The organism is Lentzea miocenica, from assembly GCF_033949945.1.
Classification (GTDB): domain Bacteria; phylum Actinomycetota; class Actinomycetes; order Mycobacteriales; family Pseudonocardiaceae; genus Lentzea; species Lentzea miocenica.
Genome location: NZ_JAXAVW010000035.1, coordinates 1 through 18,423 on the forward strand (window position 1 = coordinate 1; position 18,423 = coordinate 18,423).

Genomic DNA, 18,423 nt, shown 5'->3' on the forward strand with positions numbered 1-18,423 from the left:
AACAGCGACGCGAACACCGACGACGACACCTGCGTCGTGGGCATCCAACTGCCTTGACCGCTCGATGGTGCGGCGTCCCTGTGCACCTCGGCGGTCGAGGCGCACAGGGACATGCGTGGCGCCGTCCCGAACCGGCTGAACCGCATCTGGCGGATCCGCGCAAGTGATACCCGTGCCCTGTGCCCGCATCGGATCGCACGGGCCACGGACTCCACTCGACTGAGTGATCGGCTCACCGTGGACCGATGCGCCAATCCGCTGGCCCACCAGCGCCGAACCACGGATGTGAAGCCGGGAAGAAGGTGGGCGATGAATCCGCATGTGCTCACCGGCGTCTACTCGATGAACGGCCTGCCTGAAGCGGAAGAAGCCGAGTTCGAGACGCATCTGTCCCAGTGCGGCACCTGCGCAGAGGAGGTCGCGGGGCTTGCCGCGACGGTGAGTCGTCTCGCCGACGCGGTGGCCCAAGTCCCTTCGACTGAGCTGCGGGACCGCGTGCTGAGTGGCGTTCGAACCGCGCGGCAGCTTCCTCCTCGTGTGGAAACCACTGCCTCGGGCACGGCGGCTTTCACTCGGCGACAAGGGATTGGGCGCGCGGCGTGGATGGTCGCGGCGTCCGGCGTTGTCGCGGCGGTGGTTTTCAGCGTGCACGGCATGCAGTCCAGCCAGCGTCTCACCACCGAGTTGCCGCATCGAGGGCAGAGCCGCACCGTGGACACCCGGATCGACGGCTTCCCGGCTGCGTCGGACCTGCGGCTGGCGAGCAGTTCCACGCCATCGGGTGCCGCGTGCACCGTCGCCGTTTCCCGTTCGCAGGACACGCTGCTGTTCCTTGCCGACAAACTTCCCTCGCTGCCGGCGCATCAGGTCTACCAGGTGTGGCTGGCCGGAGCGACCGGCCCGCGGTCCGCCGGGCTGCTGCAGCGAGCGAGCCGGCCCGCGCCGTTGGTGGTGGGCGGGATCTCGGGTGTGCTGGAGGTGCTTCTCACCGTTGAACCGCTTGGTGGTTCGACTGGACCGACGGGTGCGCCGCTGATCACCATCACTCTCAACTGACACCGATCTGTCCACATCAGACAAGTGACGGGGATACCACAGTGCCGGGACAGCGATTGCTGTCCCGGCACTGTGGTGGTGCGGGAAGATCATGCGGTAGGCATGAGGACCGAGTCGATGAGGTAGACGGTGGCGTTGGCGGTGTGCACGCCACCGCAGATGACGTTGGCGTCATTGGCCTTGATGGCGTTGCCGGAGCCGGTCACCTTGACCACGCCGGTCTGCACGGTCTTCTGGTCTCCGGCGATCTTGTCCGGGGAGATCTGGCCGGGGATCACGTGGTACGTGAGGATCTTGGTCAGCAGGGCGTCGTCGGTCTTGAGCTTCTCGATGGTCGCCGGGTCGATCTTGGCGAACGCCGAGTCGACCGGCGCGAACACGGTGAACTCGGCGCCGTTGAGGGTCGAGACGAGGTTGACCTTCGGGTTGAGCTTGCCGGAGACCGCGGCAACGAGGGTCGTGAGCAGCGGATTGTTGCTCGCGGCGACGGCGACCGGGTCGGCGGCCATGCCCGTGACGGAACCGGCTCCGGACGGGACCTGCTTGGCGTAGTCGGCACAGCCTGGACCGACGAGGTCACGAGCCGGGTCGGCCATCGCGGCCGACGACGGAGCCGTCGACGTGGTGGGCGCGGCGCTGGAGCTGTTGCTGGCCATGTCACCTGAGCCGCAGGCAGCGCCGAACAGGGCGATGGAGGCGGCGCCGACGGCCAGGAAGGTGCTGCGGACGGTCTTGTTCATGACTGAACATCTCCAAGAAGTGTCGGGCAGTTGCTGCTGGTGATTCGCCACCCCTCGGCGAACGGATGGGTGCGGTTATCGGTCCGTTACCGACGGATTTGCAAACCTCGCCCTGACAGGCAAAACACGCAGACCATCCACTGTGGACCTGTGCCGCGGCCAATCCGGAAGGGCTCCGGCGCCGAACCAGGAACACCACGCACTTCCACCAACCCGAGTAGGGCCCCACATGTTGACCCTCGCACTGATCGGTCTGGTCGGCGGCCTGGTCACCGGTATCTCGCCGTGCATCCTGCCCGTCCTTCCCGTCATCTTCTTCTCCGGCGGCACGCAGAGCGCCCGCACGACGGCAGGAACGGGAGGGGTGGCACTGGAGACCAAGCCGGCGTCCCGTACCCGGCCCTACCTCGTGATCGCCGGACTCGTCGTCAGCTTCAGCCTGGTCACCCTGTTCGGGTCACTGCTGCTCACCGTGCTCAACCTGCCGCAGGACGTCCTGCGCTGGGCCGGCATCGCCGTGCTCGTGCTGATCGGCATCGGCCTGATCGTGCCGCGCTTCGAACACCTGCTGGAGAAGCCCTTCAGCTGGATTCCGCAGAGCAATCCGGACGCGACCCGCGGTGGGTTCACGCTGGGTCTGGCGCTGGGAGCGGTCTACGTGCCGTGTGCCGGGCCGGTGCTGGCAGCGATCACCGTCGCCGGTTCGACCGGCCGGATCGGCACCGAAACCGTCGTGCTCACGCTGACGTTCGCCGTCGGCGCGGCCATCCCGCTGCTGATCTTCGCACTCGCGGGCCGCCGGGTCGCCGAACGCGTGAAGGCGTTCCGCAAGCGTCAGCGCGGCATCCGGATCACTGCAGGCGTCGTGATGATCGCGCTCGCCGCCGGTCTGGTGTTCAACTTGCCGCAGCTGCTGCAGCGCGTGATCCCCGACTACACCAGTTCGCTGCAGGACAAGGTGAACAACTCCGAGCAGGTCCGCAAGGCGCTCAACCTCGGCGGTCTGGTCAACGACCAGAACAAGGACCTCGACAAGTGCTCCGACGGCGCACCCGAGCTGGAAAGCTGTGGCACCGCACCCGACATCACCGGCATCCAGCAGTGGTTCAACACCGCGGGCGACCAGGCGATCGATCTGAAGTCGTTGCGCGGCAAGGTCGTCATGCTCGACTTCTGGGCCTACTCCTGCATCAACTGCCAGCGCTCACTGCCACACATCACCGCGTGGGACAAGGCGTATCGCGACGCCGGCCTGCAGGTGATCGGCATCCACTCCCCCGAGTACGCGTTCGAGAAGGTGGCGGACAACGTGAAGTCCGCCGCCAAGAACTTCGGCATCACCTACCCGGTCGCGCTGGACAACAACCTGGGTACGTGGACCAACTACCGCAACCGCTACTGGCCCGCGCACTACCTCATCGACGCCCAGGGAACGGTGCGGCACATAAAGTTCGGCGAAGGCGACTACAACGTCACCGAGAAGCTGATCCGCCAGCTGCTGACCGACGCCAACCCCGAAGTCAAACTCCCGTCCGCCACCGAGCTGACCGATGACACGCCGGTCAACGCCGACATCACCCGCGAGACCTACCTCGGCTCCACCAAGCGCGTGAACTTCGCCGGCACCGAGACCTACACCAGCGGCGAGAAGTCCTTCCAGTTCCCCGAGAACCAGACCACCGACAGCTTCGCGCTCGCCGGCAAGTGGACTTTGGACACTCAGAACATCACCCCTACCGGTGAATCCGGGCAGATCAAGCTCAACTACCGAGCCAAGGAAGTCCGGATGGTCCTGTCCGGCAAGGGAACCATCACCATCGAGCAGGGCGGGCAGACCAAGACCATCCAGGTCGACGGAACCCCCGACTCCTACCAGCTGCTGACCACACCACAGATCCAGAGCGGCTCGCTCATCGCGACCGTCAGCCCCGGAGTCCAGGCCTTCTCGTTCACCTTCGGATGATCAGGAACATCACCATGCAGCTCACCGACGTGACCACGGACTCCTTCGACAGCACCGTTCTCGGCGCGGACAAGCCCGTGCTGGTCGACTTCTGGGCGCCCTGGTGCGGACCGTGCAAACAACTGAGCCCGGTCGTCACCGGTATCGCCGAGGAACACCAGGACAAGATCTCCGTGGTGAAGGTCGACATCGACGCCCACCCCGACATCGCCGTCCGCTACCAGGTCCTCAGCATCCCCACTCTGATTCTGTTCTCCGGCGGAGAACCCGTCGCGACCCTTACCGCACCCCGCAAGCGCGCCGACATACTCACAGCACTCGCCACCTGGCTCTGAACGCCAGCAGAGACGACGTGACCCCGATGGCCATCAGGCCATCGGGGTCACGTCTGTGTTGGGGTCACACCACCGAGATCGCGAGGACCGGAGTGGTTGTGAGGCCTGGTGAGCCTCCACCAGGTCCGACGATCCAGAGCTGGTACGTGCGGTCGGACGGGAGTTGCGGCAGCTCGCTGGCGAGGAACACCGCCTTGTTGCGGCTCGGCGAGACCACGGCCGTTCCCATATCACCGGCGGATCTTGAGCCGCTCACGAGCTTCACGTCGGGAGTACTGAGCAGGTCGACTGCGGCACCGGACCACCAGCAGGCCACCTCGCGCGGCGCTGCAGTGGTGGTACATCACGAGAGGCCTGCGCCTGTCACCGCTCCGGGGAACGACGTGCCTCCGGAAATGCCACGTGGCACACCGCTCGCAGTCCCCATGACGACGAGTTCGGCGTGGAGTTCCGGCTCGACCGGGTCCAGTCCGGCAGATCTGCCGGAAATGCCTGGAATCGATCCGAATGTCGACGCACGTTATTCGGTCGCGTGCGACCGAAGTGAAGTGTCGTGGTGTTACTACTACGGCCGAAATCATCCCAGTTGACCACTCCGAAGACCAAGCCGACCAGATCACCAAGCTTGATCAACGGGAAGGTTCGACGATGAACGGCTATTTGCGACGCGGCCTGCTGGCCGCGGCGTTCTCGGGCGGGTTCGTCCTGCTCGGCACGGCGATGGCGAGCGCTGACACCCAGGACTCCGGTCGTCTCGGCGGCCTCACCGACGTCGTGAACTCGGTTGTCGGCAGCAACGGTGGCAACTCGGGCAACGGCGGCAACGCCAACGCCTGGGCACACGGCAAGCACCACACCGTGAAGGCGTGACCACGAGGTGATCAAAGGCGGGGCCGGCACTTGCCGGCCCCGCTCTCTCGTGCCGGTTGCTACTTGGCCCTGGGCAGGTCGACGCCCGACAGTGCGCGTTCGAGTTCGCGCCGGTTCTTGGCGCCGAGTTTGTGCCGGATCCGGGTGACGTGGTGTTCCACGGTCTTAGCGGAGATGAACAGCTCGTCGCCCACCTGGCGGTAGGTGAGTCCGTCGCGCACCAGCGCGGCGACCTCCTGCTCGCGGTCGCTGAGGCTGTCGGAACTGACGCGGCCTTGCCCGCGGGCGGTGCCCTGGAACTGGCGGGCGGTGTCGAGCAGTTGGGTCATCGCTTTGCGGTCGGTGGTGCGCATGGCGGCCTGCCCCGCAAGTCGTGCGGCATCACCACGCATGCCGTGTGAGTGCAGTTCTCGTGCGGCTGACTCGACCTCGACAGGATCCACGTCGCCGCGGTTCACCTGGCTCCAGCACTTGCCGGCCGCCGCGAGTGCGCGGGCGAACGGCAGGGCCTGCGCTGCTTGCGCCAAGGTCGCCAGATGTTCTCCGGCCACGGCCTGGTCGCCCGTGAGCAACGCGGCGTGCAACGCGTGCCATCGCGGGAGCGCCATCCACAAAGGAGGATTACCGAGGCGGGCCAGCAGCGACCAGGCTTCGTCGAGGTGCGCCTCGACTCGGTGGAACTGGCCGATCCGGGCAGCGGCGACGACGATCTCGGTGAGCGGGATCAGAGTGTAGAGATCGACGGGGTGCACGACGAGGGCTTGTTGTGCGGGCTCCCAGGCGTCTCGCAGGGCACGGAGGTCTCCCGCACGGCGGGCGATCCCGAGATCGAGCGCCGCAGCGAAGAGCGCCTCTCTCGGTTCCCAGGCGGCACCGTCCTCGCGAGAAGGCGTCAGACGTTGCGCCGCCTCCAGGTCACCGCCGAGCAGTTCCGCGCAGGCCAGCAGCAGTCGATGCCGGTCGGCGTGCAGTCCCCTGCCGTCATCGCCGTGCACGGATTTTCCGAGCAATGACTGGGCAACAGCGAGTTCTCCGGCGTGTAGGCAGATCAATGCGGCGAGCGCGACTGAGCTGTCCGGTTGCACCGAAGTCCTCGTGCCGGCCTGGTTGACACCTGCGGCCGCAACCGCGGTGGAGACGGCGGCCATCGGTGGTCCGGTGATGGTCGCGAGCACGGTGTCGGCGAGGCGGTGTCCCAGGGTGTCGAGCAGCGACCTGGTGGGCTGTGCGTGTGCGGTGCGCTGAACAGCACGAGCCTGGTCGAGGTGACCGGCACCGAGCAGACCGGTGACCGCGAACCCGCGCGCGAGGCCGTTGCCGGAGCACTGAAGCAGTTCGCCGCCGCGACCGACCTGGCCTCGCAGCGTCAGCACGGTCGCGGCGACCAGCAGCGCACCTGCGTCAGCGTGCGGGTCCTCCAGTTCGGAGTGCACCGCCTCGAGGGCACCGTCGAGATCGCCGCTGAGAGCGCGAGCCCGCGCCAGGTACACGGAATTGCCCGTGCCGGTGGCGGCGAACAACCGCGCGGCCATCGCCGGATCGTCGTTGATCACTTCGTGGCCCGCCGCGGTGAACACCGCGGCCAGATCAGGGTCGGCGAAGCCGAGGTCCAGCAGCGGCCGGGCGTAGCTCGACACCGGTTGGCCCCGCGCGACCTGCGTGACGGCAAGTTTGCGCAGCAGGTCTGCTCGTACCTCCACCGGAGCGAGCGCCGTGATCGCGTCCGCGGCGATCGGGAGCGGCGCGCCGTCGATCTGGAGCAGCCCCGCTGACCTCAGCGCGTCGATCGACTCGGACACCGCGTGCAGGTCCAGCACGAGCACCGCCGAGAGCAGTCCCACGTCGAAGGGTGCACCGAGGGCTCGGGCCAGCAGCAGGTCCGCCGCGGTGGCGGACAGGTCATCGAGATGGGGAGCGAACGCTGCCCGCGGATCTGGCGAGAGTTCGCACAGCAGGAACGCGGGCACTCCCCCAGTCCGTTCGTGCAGGCGGTCTGCGGTCTCCTGACCAGGCTCGGTGCCGAGGAGTTTCCCGGTGAAGATCTTGACTTGGTCCCGGAGCAGCGGGCGGCGTTGGACACGGGCCACAACGCCGGGAAGCGAGCTGATGAGGCCGGCAAGCGCGCGGTTGTCGGGCCACAACCGGCAGGCGATCACCAGTCGGGCGCCCGCCTTCGCCTCTGCCAGCAACCTGATTGCTTTGTCTTCGCTGAGCATGTGTCCGTCGTCGACACTCGTGTACTGCTCGAACGTGCGCAGCAACGAGGTCTTGCCACACCCAGCCAGACCGGTCAGCACGACGTGGTCCGCGTCGCGGGCGCGTTCGAGCGCTCGTGCGGTCCCGCTGTCGAGCAACATGGGCGTGGTCGACAGCTGAGCCATGAGCGCGTGTACCTCCGGTTGTCCACTCCTGCATCCGTGGTTCGGTGCATCACCCGTTCAGGTTTGGTCACAGGACGAAATCCAGGAGATCCCCTATTCCCCTACAGATGGCCACGAAAAGTCCCGATGCGGCGGACCAGGATCGAACCAGGCACGTCACCCGATGTGGTGGTATGCCTGATCTTCGTAACGTTGCGTGGCACAAGCACAACCACTCACTTGGAGCTCGACGTGGACCTGCCGCAGACGCTGCACGACTTCACTCTCAACTTGCTCGGCGACCCCGACGCCCGGTCGGCCTTCCAGCTCGACCCACAGGGCTCGCTCGACGCGGCCGGGCTCGGTGACGTGCACCCGGCGGACGTCCAGGAGCTGCTGCCGCTCGTGCTCGACTTCGCCTCGGTCACCGAGCTCGGCGACTTCGGGTCCACGGTCTCCGACCTGTCGCTCGACGACCAGCTGAACCTGATGAGCACGCTGCAGAACACGGTCGGCCAGCAGGTCGAGGAGAACACGGTCCTTGGCGCGGTCTCGGGCCTGACCGCCGCCGTGCACGGCGTCACCAACGGTTTCGACATTCTCAGCGACCCGCACAGCGCGCTGGACGTCGTCCCGACGACGACCGTCACCGACGTCACGAAGACCGTGACCGACCTGAACGTCACCGACACCGTCGGCGACATCAGCAACGGCACCGAGGTGCTCGACACCACGCACATCAGCGACGTGGTCGGCGACGTCACCAGCGGCGTGCACACCGGCGACCTGGGGGTGAACGACGTGCTCAGCGGCGACATCACCTCCGCGGTCGGCAACGTGACCGGCAACGACCTGTCGCTCGACCACATCGGTCAGGTCGGCGACGTCCTGTCCCACGTGGGCAACGTCGGTGACGTGACCGGTGTCGGCAGCGTCGGGGACATCGGCAACATCGGCGACGTCAGCGGCCACCTCGGTGACGTCAACGTCGGTGGCGTGCTCAACGACCTCGACCTGAGCCTCTAGCGGCGCGCTTCCGGGCTGGCCTCCGCGAACGTCGGTTCGCGGAGGCCAGCCGCGTGTGTTCCATCCGCTAGCTGTACTGCCCAGCGAGGTTGTGAACGGTCCGACACCTAGTCGGATGATCTTGGAATGAGGGAGGGCCTCCGGGTTCGGTGTGGATTGCGACATCTGCACCGGCTAGCCAGGCGACCCCACCCGTCCCCGCAAGCGCGGCGGTCGCGCCAACCTCGGCTACAGCTACCTGCACAACGCGGTGGACGACCACTCCCGCCTGGCCTACAACGAAATCCTCGCCGACGAGACAAGGAAACCGCTACCGCGTTCTGGCAGCGAGCGCAGACCTTCTTCCACATCCACGGAATCACCGTCGAACGGGTGCTCACCGACAACGGATCGTGCCACCGATCACGACTCTGGCGCGACACCCTCACCACCGCGGTCACACCGCGCTCAAAGGCCTACCACCCGCCAGCCGCGTTCCGAACCTCTCCGGTCAGTACAGCCAGCTCGTCAGCGGGTGAAGGCGAGTCCCACGACGTCGCCGCCCGCAACACCGACGACCGACGCGCGACCGCTGGTCAGGTCGATCTTCAGCAGCAGTGAGCCGCCCAGTAGCGAGAAGCCGGGCTGGACCGCAGCCAGCGCGTGGTGCCGGCCGTTGGTGGTGGAGATGTCGAACCCGTTGGTCTTGCTGACGTCGACGCCGAGCTTGCCGACGGTGAACAGCTGGCCGGTGTTCGGGGACACGACGGGGGTGACACCGGCGACCGTGCCCTGGGTGACGAGGGTGTCCTTGCGGCTGTCGAGGTCGTACAGCGTGGTGGAGGTCGCGCCGGCGGCGCTGTTGGTGTAGCCGACGCCGGACACCTGAGGCGTGCTGTCTGCGGCGCGGTCTCCCGGGGCGTAGGCGAGCGGGGTGTCGACCGCGGCCACGGCCCCGGTGTCCGGGACCAGCCGCAGGTTCTGGCCGCTCGTGGTGACCAGGCGGATGCGGTCGACGACCGGGTTGAAGTCGAAGCCGACCGCCGTACCCGTGATCGCGGCCGGTGCGCCGACCGCGGTCGCTTTGCCAGTGCGCGGGTCGAGCACGTAGAGCTGTCCGGACGCGGCGATCGCGTACAGCGCGCCGTTCGCGGGGCGCACGTCCATGCCGATGAGCCGGTCACGGGCCTTGAGGCCGGTGACCCGGACGCGGTGCTGGGACAGCAGCGGCGACGACCAGCTCCGGGTGCTCAGCACCCCGTCGGAGGTGAGCAGGTGGACGCGGGGCTGGTCTGCCGACGCCGAGGCGGGCGTGACGCCGAGTGCGGTCATGAGCAGTGCTGCTGCGCCTACGAGTGCGGTTGTGCGAGCGATACGCATGTTCTCTCCCGGGACTTGGTCGTGGAACGCAGGTGTGTACGACCGATCCCGTCTTTGTGTTGAAAACCGGGACAAATCTCGCCCATCCGCGATGTCGTCGGCCTCGAATCCCTTGCAGGACCGGCGATGGGGAGCTCATGGCGAACATCGGCACACGACGGAGACCCGACCTGCGCGGCAACGTGGCCGTCCAGGAGATCTACGCCCTGTACGCACCTGAGTTGTATCGCTTCGCGTTGCGGCAGCTCGGCGACGACTGCGCCGCGGAAGAGGTTGTGCAAGAGGTGTTCCTCCGGATGTGGAGGTCCGCTGACGGTTTCCGTCCCGAGCTCGCCAGCCTGCGCGTGTGGCTGTTCGCGATCGCCCGCAACGTGGTGATCGACGAAGTACGAGCGCGCCTGCGCCAGGACAAACGGCTCGACGCCGCCCGCACCGCCGCCGCCGCAGGAGGTGGGGAGAACAGCTCCGACTTCGCGGACACAACGCTGAACAGGCGGGTCGTGGAAGTGGCATTGCTGCGTATCAGCGCGGAACACCGCGCCGCACTCGTAGAGACCTACTTGCGTGGCCGGTCCTATCGCGACGTTGCGGCGGAGCTCCGTGTGCCGCAGGCGACGCTGCGCAGCAGGGTGTTCCTCGGGCTCAAGGCGATGAGGCTGGCCATGGATCAGATGGGCGTGCAGCCCTGATCGACCATCGCTTGTGTTGCAGCGGACTCCAATCCAGTTCGGGCGGCGCTCCGAACCACTGGTCGTGACCGACCACATCCTCGTCATCGGATACGGCGACACCGGACGCTGTGCCGTGAACTCGGTGCTGACGTCCCAGCCGGACGCGCGGCTGACCGTGCTGGACATCGACTTCCTCGCTGTCGTCGAGGCGACCGCCAACGGCGCCACAGCGGTTCACGGTGACGGGCGAGACAGATGCGTCTTGGACCTGGCAGCGGTGGACATGGCCGACCGCGTCATCGTCGCAGTCCCAGACGACCTCGCCGCGTTCCTGATCGCGCGAGCGGTGCGGCCGTACAACCCTGACGCCGTGGTCGTTGTCGTCATTCGCGAGCCGGAGAACCACGCGCTTTTCCTGTCCTCCGATGTGACGTCCGTCCACATCAGACCTCCCGACGAACGGCAGACATGAGGAACTCCGGAAACAGGGGGTGCTGTTTCCGGAGTTCGTCTGTCGGCGCTTGCTCACGCGGGAAGCAGGACCGAGTCGATCAGGTAGACGGTGGCATTGGCGGTGTGCACGCCGCCGCAGATCACGTTGGCGTCGTTGACCTTCAGGGCGTTGCCGGAGCCGGTGACCTTGACCGTGCCGGTCTGCACGGTCTTCTGGTCGCCGGCGATCTTGTCGGGCGAGATCTGGCCGGGGACCACGTGGTAGGTCAGGATCTTGGTCAGCAACGCGTCGTCGGTCTTGAGCTTCTCGATCGTCGCGGCGTCGATCTTCGCGAACGCCGAGTCGACCGGCGCGAACACGGTGAACTCGGCGCCGTTGAGCGTCGACACCAGGTTGACCTTCGGGTTGAGCTTGCCCGACACGGCGCTCACCAGCGTGGTGAGCAGCGGGTTGTTGCTCGCGGCGACGGCCACCGGGTCGGCGGCCATACCCGAGACGGAACCCGCGCCGGACGGAACCTGCTTGGCGTAGTCGGCACAACCGGGGCCAACCAGGTCGCGGGCCGGGTCGGCCATCGCAGCCGACGACGGCGCCGTCGAGGTGGTGGGCGCGGCGCTGGAGCTGCTGCTGGCCGCGTCACCCGAACCGCAGGCAGCGCCGAACAGGGCGAGCGACGCGGCGCCGATGGCCAGAATCGTGCTGCGGACGGTCTTGTTCATGGCGGAACTTCTCCCAGGGTGTTCGGTCAGTTGCTGCCGGTGATTCGAACCTCCCGGGGAGAGCGGATGGGTGCGGTTATGAACCCGTTACCGATCACACCGACCGCGTGCCCGCGAACACTTGATGCCAGCAGTGTGCAAGAGGGCATTCGGGTGACTTCGCCAAGCCTTCACTCCATCGCCGCCGAATGAATGTCGTCCTGTCCGCGTGGCGGGTGTCGCTCCGGACGGACGTCGATCCGAAGGGATGGAGCATGTCAGCACCCCCTCCCACGCGTCGTCGACGACGCGTGGCGGCAAGTCTGATAGCAGTCGGGAGCACGGTGCTCGCGGCAGGTTTGATCGGCGGGTCCGGTCCAGCCGGGGCATCGAGCCACCGCGAGGCGCCGTTGATCGCGGGTGATGCGGCGGTGGACAACACCGACGTCTACGCGTTCGTCAGCCCTGACAAGCCGGACACGGTCACGCTCGTCGCGAGCTGGTCGCCGTTCCAGGAACCGAACGGCGGGCCGAACTTCTATCCGTGGGCCACTGACGCCCGCTACGACATCAACATCGACAACGACGGTGATGCCAAGGCGGACCTGACCTACCGGTGGACTTTCCACACCGACGACCGCCGCGGCAAGTCGACGTTCCTGTACAACAACGGCCCGGTCACGTCGTTGGACGACGAGAACCTGTTGTTCCGGCAGACCTACACGCTGGAGCTGATCGACCGCGACGGCCGTGATCGCAAGCTGATCCGCTCGGGCAAGGTCGCGCCATCCAACACCGGCCCGGCGTCGATGCCTGATTACGGCGCGCTGCGGGCCCAGGCGATCACCGATGTGCCCGGTGGTGGCAAGAGCTATGTCGGGCAGTCCGACGACGCGTTCTTCCTCGACCTGCGGGTGTTCGATCTGCTCTACGGCGCCAACCTGTCCGAGGTCGGGCAGGACACGCTAAGCGGCTACAACGTCAACACCATCGCGTTGCAGGTGCCCAAGTCGCAGTTGGCGCTCAAGGGTGACGCCACCCGCAACCCGGTCATCGGGGTGTGGAGTGACACCGAGCGGCAATCGATGATCCTCAGCCCAGGGGAATCACGGGCGGTCGGCCCGTTCGTCCAGGTCTCGCGGCTGGGCAACCCGCTGGTCAACGAGGTCGTCGTCCCGGCGGGCATGAAGGACAAGTTCAACGCCCTCACGCCCGACCAGGACGGCAAGGTTCCGCAACTGGTCAACCGGGTCACCGATCCCGAGGTGCCGAAGCTGATCCAGGCGATCTACGGCCTGCCCGCTCCGGCCACGCCGCGCGACGACCTGGTGGAGATCTTCCTGACCGGAATCACCACCAAGCTCGGCGGGCCGATCAAGGCCGACCTGAACTCGCAACTGAACAACGCCGACGTCAACCCGCAGCGGTTCACACCGTCGGAACAGCTGCGGCTCAACACCTCCATACCGCCGGCGGCATCGCCGAACCGGCTGGGTGTGCTCGGCGGTGACCTGCAGGGCTTCCCCAACGGGCGCCGGCTCACCGACGACGTGCTCGACATCGGCGTGCAGGCACTGGAAGGCGCTGCGGTGAGCGGCATCGTGCCCGCGCTCGCGGCCGGGGACAAGGTCAACGCCAACGACAAGGCGTTCGGCACCTCGTTCCCGTACGTGGCGCTGCCGAACAACACCGCGGTCAACGCCGGCTCCGCGGGTGCAGCGGTACCCGCGGTCGGTAGCGGCGGTGGCGGTGGCGGTCTGCCAGACGGGCTGATCCTCAACGGCGTCCTCGCGTCGCTGCTGATCGGCTCAGGCGTGTGGCTGCTGAGCCGCCGTCCACTTCGGACCGTGGTTCCCGCGGCCGCATGACAGCGTGCCGGGGGACGAACGAATCCGCCCGTCCCCCGGCACGTCCCGTTACCCGACTCGGCAGCAACCCACGGAGCGCGCCATGACCCGCCGCAAGATCATCGCAGTGCTGGCGATCACCGCCGGTGTTGCGCTGCTCGCCACCACCGCGACCGCGCTGAGCCGTAGCGACGACCTCGCACCTCCCCAACCGGGCGCCGCTGTCGTCCGCAGCGATGTGCAGCGCACCATCACCACCGCCCAGGAGCGGCTGCGGCGAGTGCCCGGCGACGCCGACACCTGGGCGCTGCTCGGCTCGGCTTACGTCGAGCAAGCCAGGATCACCGGCGACCCGGCCTACTACGGCAAAGCCCAGGGCGCGCTCGACACCTCCCTGCGGCACAAGCCGGACGGAAACGGCAACGCCCACCTCGGCCTTGGTGCGCTTGCCAACGCCCGCCACGACTTCGCCGCCGCCCGCGGCCACGCCGAACTCGCCCGTGCCGCGTTGCCTGACACCGCCGAGGTGTACGGCGTACTCGCCGACGCCCTCACCCAGCTCGGCACGGCCGACCAGGCGCGAGCCGCCGTGCAGCGGATGCTCGATCTCGAACCCGGCGTGCCCGCGTTCACCCGCGCCGCCTACGACTTCGAGCAACGCGGCGACGTCGACTCCGCCCGCCACGCCCTCACCCGTGCGCTCGACGCCGCCACCTCACCCGCCGACACCTTGTTCTGCCACTACCAGCTCGGTGAGCTGGCCTTCGACAACGGCGACCTCGACGAAGCCTCCGCCCAGTACGAGCAGGGTCTGCTGACCGATCCGCTCGACCCCGCGCTGTTGCAGGGACGCGCCAAGATCGCCGCCGCCCGAGGCGACCTGGATGACGCGCTCACCGGCTACGCCGACCTCGTGGCTCGCGTGCCCTCACCGCAATACCTGCACGAACACGCCGTTCTGCTGCGCGCCGCCGGCCGCTCCGAGGAAGCCACCCGCCAGTTCGACGTGCTCGCCCAGCAGGAACGGCTGCTTGCCGCCGCGGGCAGCACCGATGACCTGGCCGCCTCGGTCGCCGCCGCGGACCGGGGTGATCCCGCCGCCGCGCTGGCCGCTGCTGAACGCGAGTGGACCCGCAGGCAGCACCCGCTGGTCGCGGACGCGCTCGCCTGGGCGCTGCACCTGGCTGGACGCAACGCCGAAGCCGTCAGCTACGCCGACCGCGCCGCCGCCACCGGCTGGCGCAACGCGACGTTCGCCTACCACCGCGGCATGATCCTGCGGGCCCTCGGCCGTACCGCGGACGCCGCTGACGCGCTCGACTCCGCGCTGCGGACCAACCCGTACTTCTCACCTGTGGACGCCGCGGCGGCCCGTACCGCACTGGACGGCCTGCGATGAAGGCACCGGCTGTCCTCGTCCTCGCGACGCTGGCCGTGCTGGCTGTTCCCGCGAGTGCCCGTGCCCACCCGCTGGGCAACTTCACCATCAACCACCACCACGCCATCACCGTGCACCCCGACCGGGTCGACCTTGTCTCGGTCATCGACCTTGCCGAGATCCCGACTTTGCAGGAGCAGCCCGCCCGCCAGTCCGGCTACGCCGGCAGTGAGTGCGACAGCGTGCGCAGCGGTCTCGCGGTGAACGTCGATGGCATGAACATGGCGATGGCGCTGCGGTCGGCGTCGGTCGAGTACCCGCCCGGCGAAGCCGGATTGGCCACCACCCGCCTCACCTGCCTGCTCACCGCGCCTGCAGACCTCGGCGCCGCGGCTACCGTCGACGTGCGCGACACCTACCGGCCGGGCCGCGTCGGCTGGCACGAGATGACCGCCGTCGGCGACGGCATCGTGCTGCTGGATCCACCCGTACCGGCGACCAGCTCCAGCGACGAGCTCCGCGCCTACCCCGACGACCTGCTGTCCGACCCCCTCGACATCCGCACGGTGAGCTTGCGCGTCGAACCCGGCACCACCGCGATCTCGGACACTGCCGCGGCCCGGGGCGGGAGCACGTTGATCGGTACGGCCACCCGCGCCTTCACCGGCCTCGTCGGGCAACGGGACCTCACTCCGCTGATCGGCGTGCTCGCCGTGCTGCTGTCATTGCTGCTCGGCGCCTCCCACGCCGCGCTGCCAGGACACGGCAAGACCGTTATCGCCGCCTACCTCGCGGGCCGTGCCGGCACCGCTCGCGACGCTGTCACCGTCGGCGCCACCGTCACCCTCACCCACACCATCGGCGTTCTGCTGATCGGCCTGGCGATCAGTGCGTCCAGCGCGCTGGCCGGGGAATCTCTGTTGCGGGCGCTCGGCATCGTCAGCGGCGTGCTCGTCACCGCCATCGGAGCATTCCTGCTGCGCTCGGCGCTACACCGGCAACCCGTCGCCGTAGGTCGTGGACATGGCCACGGTCACGCACATGGGCATGGGCATGGGCACAGCCATGGTGTGGGCCGTGGCGGTCTGATCGGCATGGGCGTGGCGGGTGGCCTGGTCCCCAGTCCCTCAGCACTGGTCGTGCTGCTCGGCGCAATCGCCTTGGGCCGCACCTGGTTCGGCGTCCTGCTCGTGCTCGGCTACGGCCTCGGCATGGCCACCACCCTCACCATCGTCGGCCTGCTCCTGGTGCGTCTGCGCGACCGGCTCGCCTCCGTCGAACGCCTCCGAGACCGCTTCACCGCCCTGCCCGCCATCACCGCCGGGCTCGTTCTCGTCGTCGGCCTCGGACTGACCGCCCGAGCCCTGTTCGAATAGGAGACGCAATGCGCATCCCAGTCCTGCTCCTGTGTTCCACCACCGTCCTGATCGCCTGCACCAGCACACCCGATCCCGGACCGGTCTTCGACCAAGAAGACGGCACGGAGCTCACCTGTCTACGCCACCAACCCCAGCCGCCTGGCCCCCGCTACACCGACGAGGCGATGCGCAGCACCGGCGAAATCCTCTCACTGCTGCGCTACTACACCGCCCACGGCCGCAAACCGTTCTGCGACGGCCAAGCGCCCACCGACACCGACAAGCAATGGGCCCAGCTCTACGTGACACTCGGCGCCGACCGTGCCAACGTCACCGCAGTGCTCGGCTGAGGTTCACCATGGCCGGACGCCGAGACCAATCCGGGTTGTTCGCGGTCCCGAAGACCAACTGTGAAACGAGGAGACACCGCCCCGGACTTCATTCTGCCCGACGACAGCGGCGAACCCCGCTCGCTGTCCGAGTTCCTGGCTTCCGGCCCGGTCGTGCTGTTCTTCTACCCGGCCGCGATGACCGGCGGCTGCACCGCGGAAAGCTGCCACTTCCGCGACTTGGCGGAGGAGTTCGGCGAATTCGGCGCGCACAGGGTCGGGATCAGCCCTGACTCCGTGAGGAAGCAGCGCGAGTTCGCTACCGCACATGGCTTCGACTACCCACTGCTGTCCGATGTGGACGGCGTCGTGGCGAAGCAGTTCAGTGTCTGGCGACGCTTCAGCCCCCTGCACGCGAAGAGGCGGACCTTCGTCATCGACACGGACCACAAGATCCTCGAAGTGATCAAGAGCGAGCTCAAGTTCGACGTCCACGCCGACAAAGCTCTCGAAGTCCTGCGAGAGCGCGCGGCTGAGAACGCTTAGCTGTTGCTTTCGATGAGGTCGGTGACGTCGATCTCGGCGCGGGTGCTCGCCGCACACCCGATGCTGACAGCCAACCTCGCCCGCGCCGGTGCGCACCAGCTCAGGAGTCTCGCAAGATCTAGCAGGGATCGCACATCCATGGTCTCCAGCTGCGAAAATGCTCTGGTGACCCGGATCGGATGGTCGCCCGAACGGGAACCGAGGTGGTCGGGCTGGCCAGGTGCCGCGGGTGACCGCAGCGGAGTCTGCAGCGCCTGCTGGCATCGAGGGTGCTACCTGCGGAGCAGTACGTGGCCGGCTTGACCCGCAAGCGCATGGCCCGCCGAGGTGTTGTCTCGCGAGAAGTCGGACAGGGTGCTGTTGCTCGAGCCGTCCTACAAGCCGAACTGGAAGATTCCCGGTGGTGCGGTGGAGGCCGACGAGTCGCCCTGGGCGAACGCGACCCGTGAACTCGTCGAGGTGTTCGGCGCGTGGTGGCTGCCGGAGAGCCGCGACCCGAGTCCCGGACCTTTCGACCTGGTGTCGGACCTGCTGTCGGCGGTCGGCGTGGTGCCGCTGGTGTACGCGATCAAGGAGGTCGCGCTGGTCGGCCCGACGTGGACGGCACTGCTCGCGGGCCTTGTCGGCGTGGCCGGGCTGTGGCTGTTCGTGCGGCGGCAGCAGACGTCCGCGCACCCGATGATCGACGTGGCGCTGTTCCGCAAGCCCGCGTTCAGCGGTGCCGTGGGCGCGACCATGATCGCGGTGTTCGCCCTGACCGGCCTGATCTTCTTCCTGTCGCAGCACTTCCAGAACGTGCTGGGTTACTCGCCGCTGGAGGCCGGGCTGCGGGAACTACCGCTCGGCGTCGCCGGCATGCTCGTGATCGTGGCGATCGGGCCGATCGTGCGCTGGCTCGGCACTGGCCGGTCGATCGCCGCCGGCCTGCTGGTCAGCGCGGCCGGGCTGGCGATCGTGGGACTCTCTGCCGCGTACGGCGCGATCGCGGTGGCGCTGGTGATCGTCGGCGCCGGCGTGGGGCTGGCCCTGACGCTGACGACGGACGCGGTGGTGTCGGCAGTGCCCGCGGACAAGGCGGGCGCGGCGTCGGCGGTGTCGGAAACGGCCTACGAGCTGGGTGCGGCGTTGGGCATCGCGGTGCTCGGGACCGTGTTGTCCGCGTGGGCGCGCACCGGCACGTTCACGGAGGCGATGCAGGGCACGGCGCTGGTCTCGGCCGCACTGCTCGCGGTGGCGTCCTTTGTGGCCTACCGGCTCATTCCGAGCGGGACCGCGTCGCCTCGGCCAGTCGTTCGTGCAGACGCTCCCTGACCTGGTCCGGGGTGTAGGCGGCGCGGCGGCGCTGGTTGCGGGCGACGACCGCGCCGCTCGCCGCGACACCCGCGAACGCGGCCAGTCCGATCACCTTCCAGAGCTTCATGTGCCTAGGCTAA

19 protein-coding genes and 1 pseudogene are annotated in these 18,423 nt (G+C 67.9%); 14 read left to right on the forward strand and 6 right to left on the reverse strand.

What is annotated here, in order from left to right:
* Window positions 1–309: 309 nt before the first annotated feature.
* Window positions 310–1,056: an anti-sigma factor gene (locus tag SK803_RS34835; protein ID WP_319970441.1), complete on the forward strand. Its 747-nt coding sequence runs from the start codon at window positions 310–312 to the stop codon at window positions 1,054–1,056.
* 89 nt (window positions 1,057–1,145) lie between these two features.
* Here the strand turns inward: SK803_RS34835 and SK803_RS34840 are convergent, their stop codons facing one another.
* Window positions 1,146–1,796: a fasciclin domain-containing protein gene (locus SK803_RS34840; RefSeq protein WP_319970442.1), complete on the reverse strand. Its 651-nt coding sequence runs from the start codon at window positions 1,794–1,796 to the stop codon at window positions 1,146–1,148.
* Window positions 1,797–2,025: 229 nt separating this feature from the next.
* Here SK803_RS34840 and SK803_RS34845 point away from each other — a divergent pair, with 229 nt between their 5' ends.
* Together SK803_RS34845 and trxA are read left to right on the forward strand one after the other, a co-directional pair.
* The gene (locus SK803_RS34845) at window positions 2,026–3,759 is read left to right on the forward strand and encodes a cytochrome c biogenesis protein DipZ (protein ID WP_319970443.1); all 1,734 of its coding nucleotides are present in this window, start codon (window positions 2,026–2,028) and stop codon (window positions 3,757–3,759) included.
* Window positions 3,756–4,094 (forward strand): thioredoxin, encoded by a 339-nt coding sequence (trxA, locus tag SK803_RS34850; protein ID WP_319970444.1) that lies wholly within the window; start codon window positions 3,756–3,758, stop codon window positions 4,092–4,094. Before SK803_RS34845 ends, trxA begins: the two co-directional genes overlap by 4 nt.
* Window positions 4,095–4,158: 64 nt before the next feature.
* Here the strand turns inward: trxA and SK803_RS34855 are convergent, their stop codons facing one another.
* Window positions 4,159–4,410, reverse strand: coding sequence for an anti-sigma factor (locus SK803_RS34855; protein WP_319970445.1), 252 nt, complete (start codon window positions 4,408–4,410; stop codon window positions 4,159–4,161).
* Between the two features lie 332 nt (window positions 4,411–4,742).
* Between SK803_RS34855 and SK803_RS34860 the strand changes: the two genes are divergently transcribed.
* Window positions 4,743–4,964 (forward strand): hypothetical protein, encoded by a 222-nt coding sequence (locus SK803_RS34860; protein ID WP_319970446.1) that lies wholly within the window; start codon window positions 4,743–4,745, stop codon window positions 4,962–4,964.
* Window positions 4,965–5,023: 59 nt separating this feature from the next.
* Here the strand turns inward: SK803_RS34860 and SK803_RS34865 are convergent, their stop codons facing one another.
* On the reverse strand, window positions 5,024–7,345 hold the full coding sequence (locus SK803_RS34865; protein ID WP_319970447.1) for a helix-turn-helix transcriptional regulator: 2,322 nt from the start codon (window positions 7,343–7,345) through the stop codon (window positions 5,024–5,026).
* A 219-nt stretch (window positions 7,346–7,564) separates the two neighbouring features.
* On the opposite strand from SK803_RS34865, the gene SK803_RS34870 reads away from it, so the two are divergent.
* A complete protein-coding gene (locus SK803_RS34870) occupies window positions 7,565–8,350 on the forward strand; it encodes an IniB N-terminal domain-containing protein (RefSeq protein WP_319970448.1) in 786 nt (261 codons plus the stop codon).
* A 226-nt stretch (window positions 8,351–8,576) separates the two neighbouring features.
* A pseudogene (locus SK803_RS34875) lies at window positions 8,577–8,868 on the forward strand (DDE-type integrase/transposase/recombinase); the annotation flags it as partial.
* On the opposite strand, the gene SK803_RS34880 reads toward SK803_RS34875, so the two are convergent.
* Complete coding sequence (locus SK803_RS34880) at window positions 8,858–9,709, reverse strand: DUF4394 domain-containing protein (RefSeq protein ID WP_319970449.1); 852 nt, start codon at window positions 9,707–9,709, stop codon at window positions 8,858–8,860. The pseudogene SK803_RS34875 and the gene SK803_RS34880 overlap by 11 nt on opposite strands.
* Window positions 9,710–9,846: 137 nt before the next feature.
* Here SK803_RS34880 and SK803_RS34885 point away from each other — a divergent pair, with 137 nt between their 5' ends.
* Window positions 9,847–10,398, forward strand: a complete 552-nt coding sequence (locus tag SK803_RS34885; protein WP_319970450.1) for a sigma-70 family RNA polymerase sigma factor — start codon at window positions 9,847–9,849, stop codon at window positions 10,396–10,398.
* A gap of 16 nt (window positions 10,399–10,414) precedes the next feature.
* The gene (locus tag SK803_RS34890) at window positions 10,415–10,852 is read left to right on the forward strand and encodes an NAD-binding protein (protein ID WP_319970451.1); all 438 of its coding nucleotides are present in this window, start codon (window positions 10,415–10,417) and stop codon (window positions 10,850–10,852) included.
* 53 nt (window positions 10,853–10,905) lie between these two features.
* Here SK803_RS34890 and SK803_RS34895 read toward each other — a convergent pair whose 3' ends face one another.
* Complete coding sequence (locus SK803_RS34895; protein WP_319970452.1) at window positions 10,906–11,553, reverse strand: fasciclin domain-containing protein; 648 nt, start codon at window positions 11,551–11,553, stop codon at window positions 10,906–10,908.
* Between the two features lie 323 nt (window positions 11,554–11,876).
* On the opposite strand from SK803_RS34895, the gene SK803_RS34900 reads away from it, so the two are divergent.
* The 6 genes from SK803_RS34900 to SK803_RS34925 all read left to right on the forward strand — a co-directional run bounded on the left by SK803_RS34900 (window position 11,877) and on the right by SK803_RS34925 (window position 18,301).
* Window positions 11,877–13,400 carry a DUF4331 domain-containing protein gene (locus tag SK803_RS34900; protein ID WP_319970453.1) on the forward strand — a complete coding sequence of 508 codons (1,524 nt, stop codon included), beginning with the start codon at window positions 11,877–11,879 and terminating at the stop codon, window positions 13,398–13,400.
* A gap of 82 nt (window positions 13,401–13,482) precedes the next feature.
* Window positions 13,483–14,778 (forward strand): tetratricopeptide repeat protein, encoded by a 1,296-nt coding sequence (locus SK803_RS34905; protein WP_319970454.1) that lies wholly within the window; start codon window positions 13,483–13,485, stop codon window positions 14,776–14,778.
* On the forward strand, window positions 14,775–16,133 hold the full coding sequence (locus tag SK803_RS34910; protein ID WP_319970455.1) for an urease accessory protein UreH domain-containing protein: 1,359 nt from the start codon (window positions 14,775–14,777) through the stop codon (window positions 16,131–16,133). The genes SK803_RS34905 and SK803_RS34910 overlap by 4 nt, the downstream gene beginning before the upstream one ends.
* A gap of 8 nt (window positions 16,134–16,141) precedes the next feature.
* Window positions 16,142–16,465, forward strand: coding sequence for a hypothetical protein (locus SK803_RS34915; RefSeq protein ID WP_319970456.1), 324 nt, complete (start codon window positions 16,142–16,144; stop codon window positions 16,463–16,465).
* A 60-nt stretch (window positions 16,466–16,525) separates the two neighbouring features.
* The gene (locus SK803_RS34920; RefSeq protein ID WP_319970457.1) at window positions 16,526–16,990 is read left to right on the forward strand and encodes a peroxiredoxin; all 465 of its coding nucleotides are present in this window, start codon (window positions 16,526–16,528) and stop codon (window positions 16,988–16,990) included.
* Window positions 16,991–17,317: 327 nt separating this feature from the next.
* On the forward strand, window positions 17,318–18,301 hold the full coding sequence (locus SK803_RS34925; RefSeq protein WP_319970458.1) for an MFS transporter: 984 nt from the start codon (window positions 17,318–17,320) through the stop codon (window positions 18,299–18,301).
* Here the strand turns inward: SK803_RS34925 and SK803_RS34930 are convergent.
* Entirely contained in the window at window positions 18,246–18,410 is a 165-nt protein-coding gene (locus SK803_RS34930) for a hypothetical protein (protein WP_319970459.1), read from the reverse strand. The two genes, SK803_RS34925 and SK803_RS34930, sit on opposite strands and share 56 nt — an antisense overlap.
* Window positions 18,411–18,423 lie beyond the last annotated feature (13 nt).

Excerpts from the sequence above, each read along its gene's own strand:
- SK803_RS34930 (WP_319970459.1), bottom strand. The coding sequence starts at position 18,410 with ATGAAGCTCTGGAAGGTGATCGGACTGGCCGCGTTCGCGGGTGTCGCG.
- trxA (WP_319970444.1), top strand. The coding sequence starts at position 3,756 with ATGATCAGGAACATCACCATGCAGCTCACCGACGTGACCACGGACTCC.
- SK803_RS34910 (WP_319970455.1), top strand. The coding sequence starts at position 14,775 with ATGAAGGCACCGGCTGTCCTCGTCCTCGCGACGCTGGCCGTGCTGGCT.
- SK803_RS34845 (WP_319970443.1), top strand. The coding sequence starts at position 2,026 with ATGTTGACCCTCGCACTGATCGGTCTGGTCGGCGGCCTGGTCACCGGT.
- SK803_RS34905 (WP_319970454.1), top strand. The coding sequence starts at position 13,483 with ATGACCCGCCGCAAGATCATCGCAGTGCTGGCGATCACCGCCGGTGTT.
- SK803_RS34860 (WP_319970446.1), top strand. The coding sequence starts at position 4,743 with ATGAACGGCTATTTGCGACGCGGCCTGCTGGCCGCGGCGTTCTCGGGC.
- SK803_RS34880 (WP_319970449.1), bottom strand. The coding sequence starts at position 9,709 with ATGCGTATCGCTCGCACAACCGCACTCGTAGGCGCAGCAGCACTGCTC.
- SK803_RS34840 (WP_319970442.1), bottom strand. The coding sequence starts at position 1,796 with ATGAACAAGACCGTCCGCAGCACCTTCCTGGCCGTCGGCGCCGCCTCC.
- SK803_RS34885 (WP_319970450.1), top strand. The coding sequence starts at position 9,847 with ATGGCGAACATCGGCACACGACGGAGACCCGACCTGCGCGGCAACGTG.
- SK803_RS34835 (WP_319970441.1), top strand. The coding sequence starts at position 310 with ATGAATCCGCATGTGCTCACCGGCGTCTACTCGATGAACGGCCTGCCT.
- SK803_RS34865 (WP_319970447.1), bottom strand. The coding sequence starts at position 7,345 with ATGGCTCAGCTGTCGACCACGCCCATGTTGCTCGACAGCGGGACCGCA.
- SK803_RS34895 (WP_319970452.1), bottom strand. The coding sequence starts at position 11,553 with ATGAACAAGACCGTCCGCAGCACGATTCTGGCCATCGGCGCCGCGTCG.
- SK803_RS34915 (WP_319970456.1), top strand. The coding sequence starts at position 16,142 with ATGCGCATCCCAGTCCTGCTCCTGTGTTCCACCACCGTCCTGATCGCC.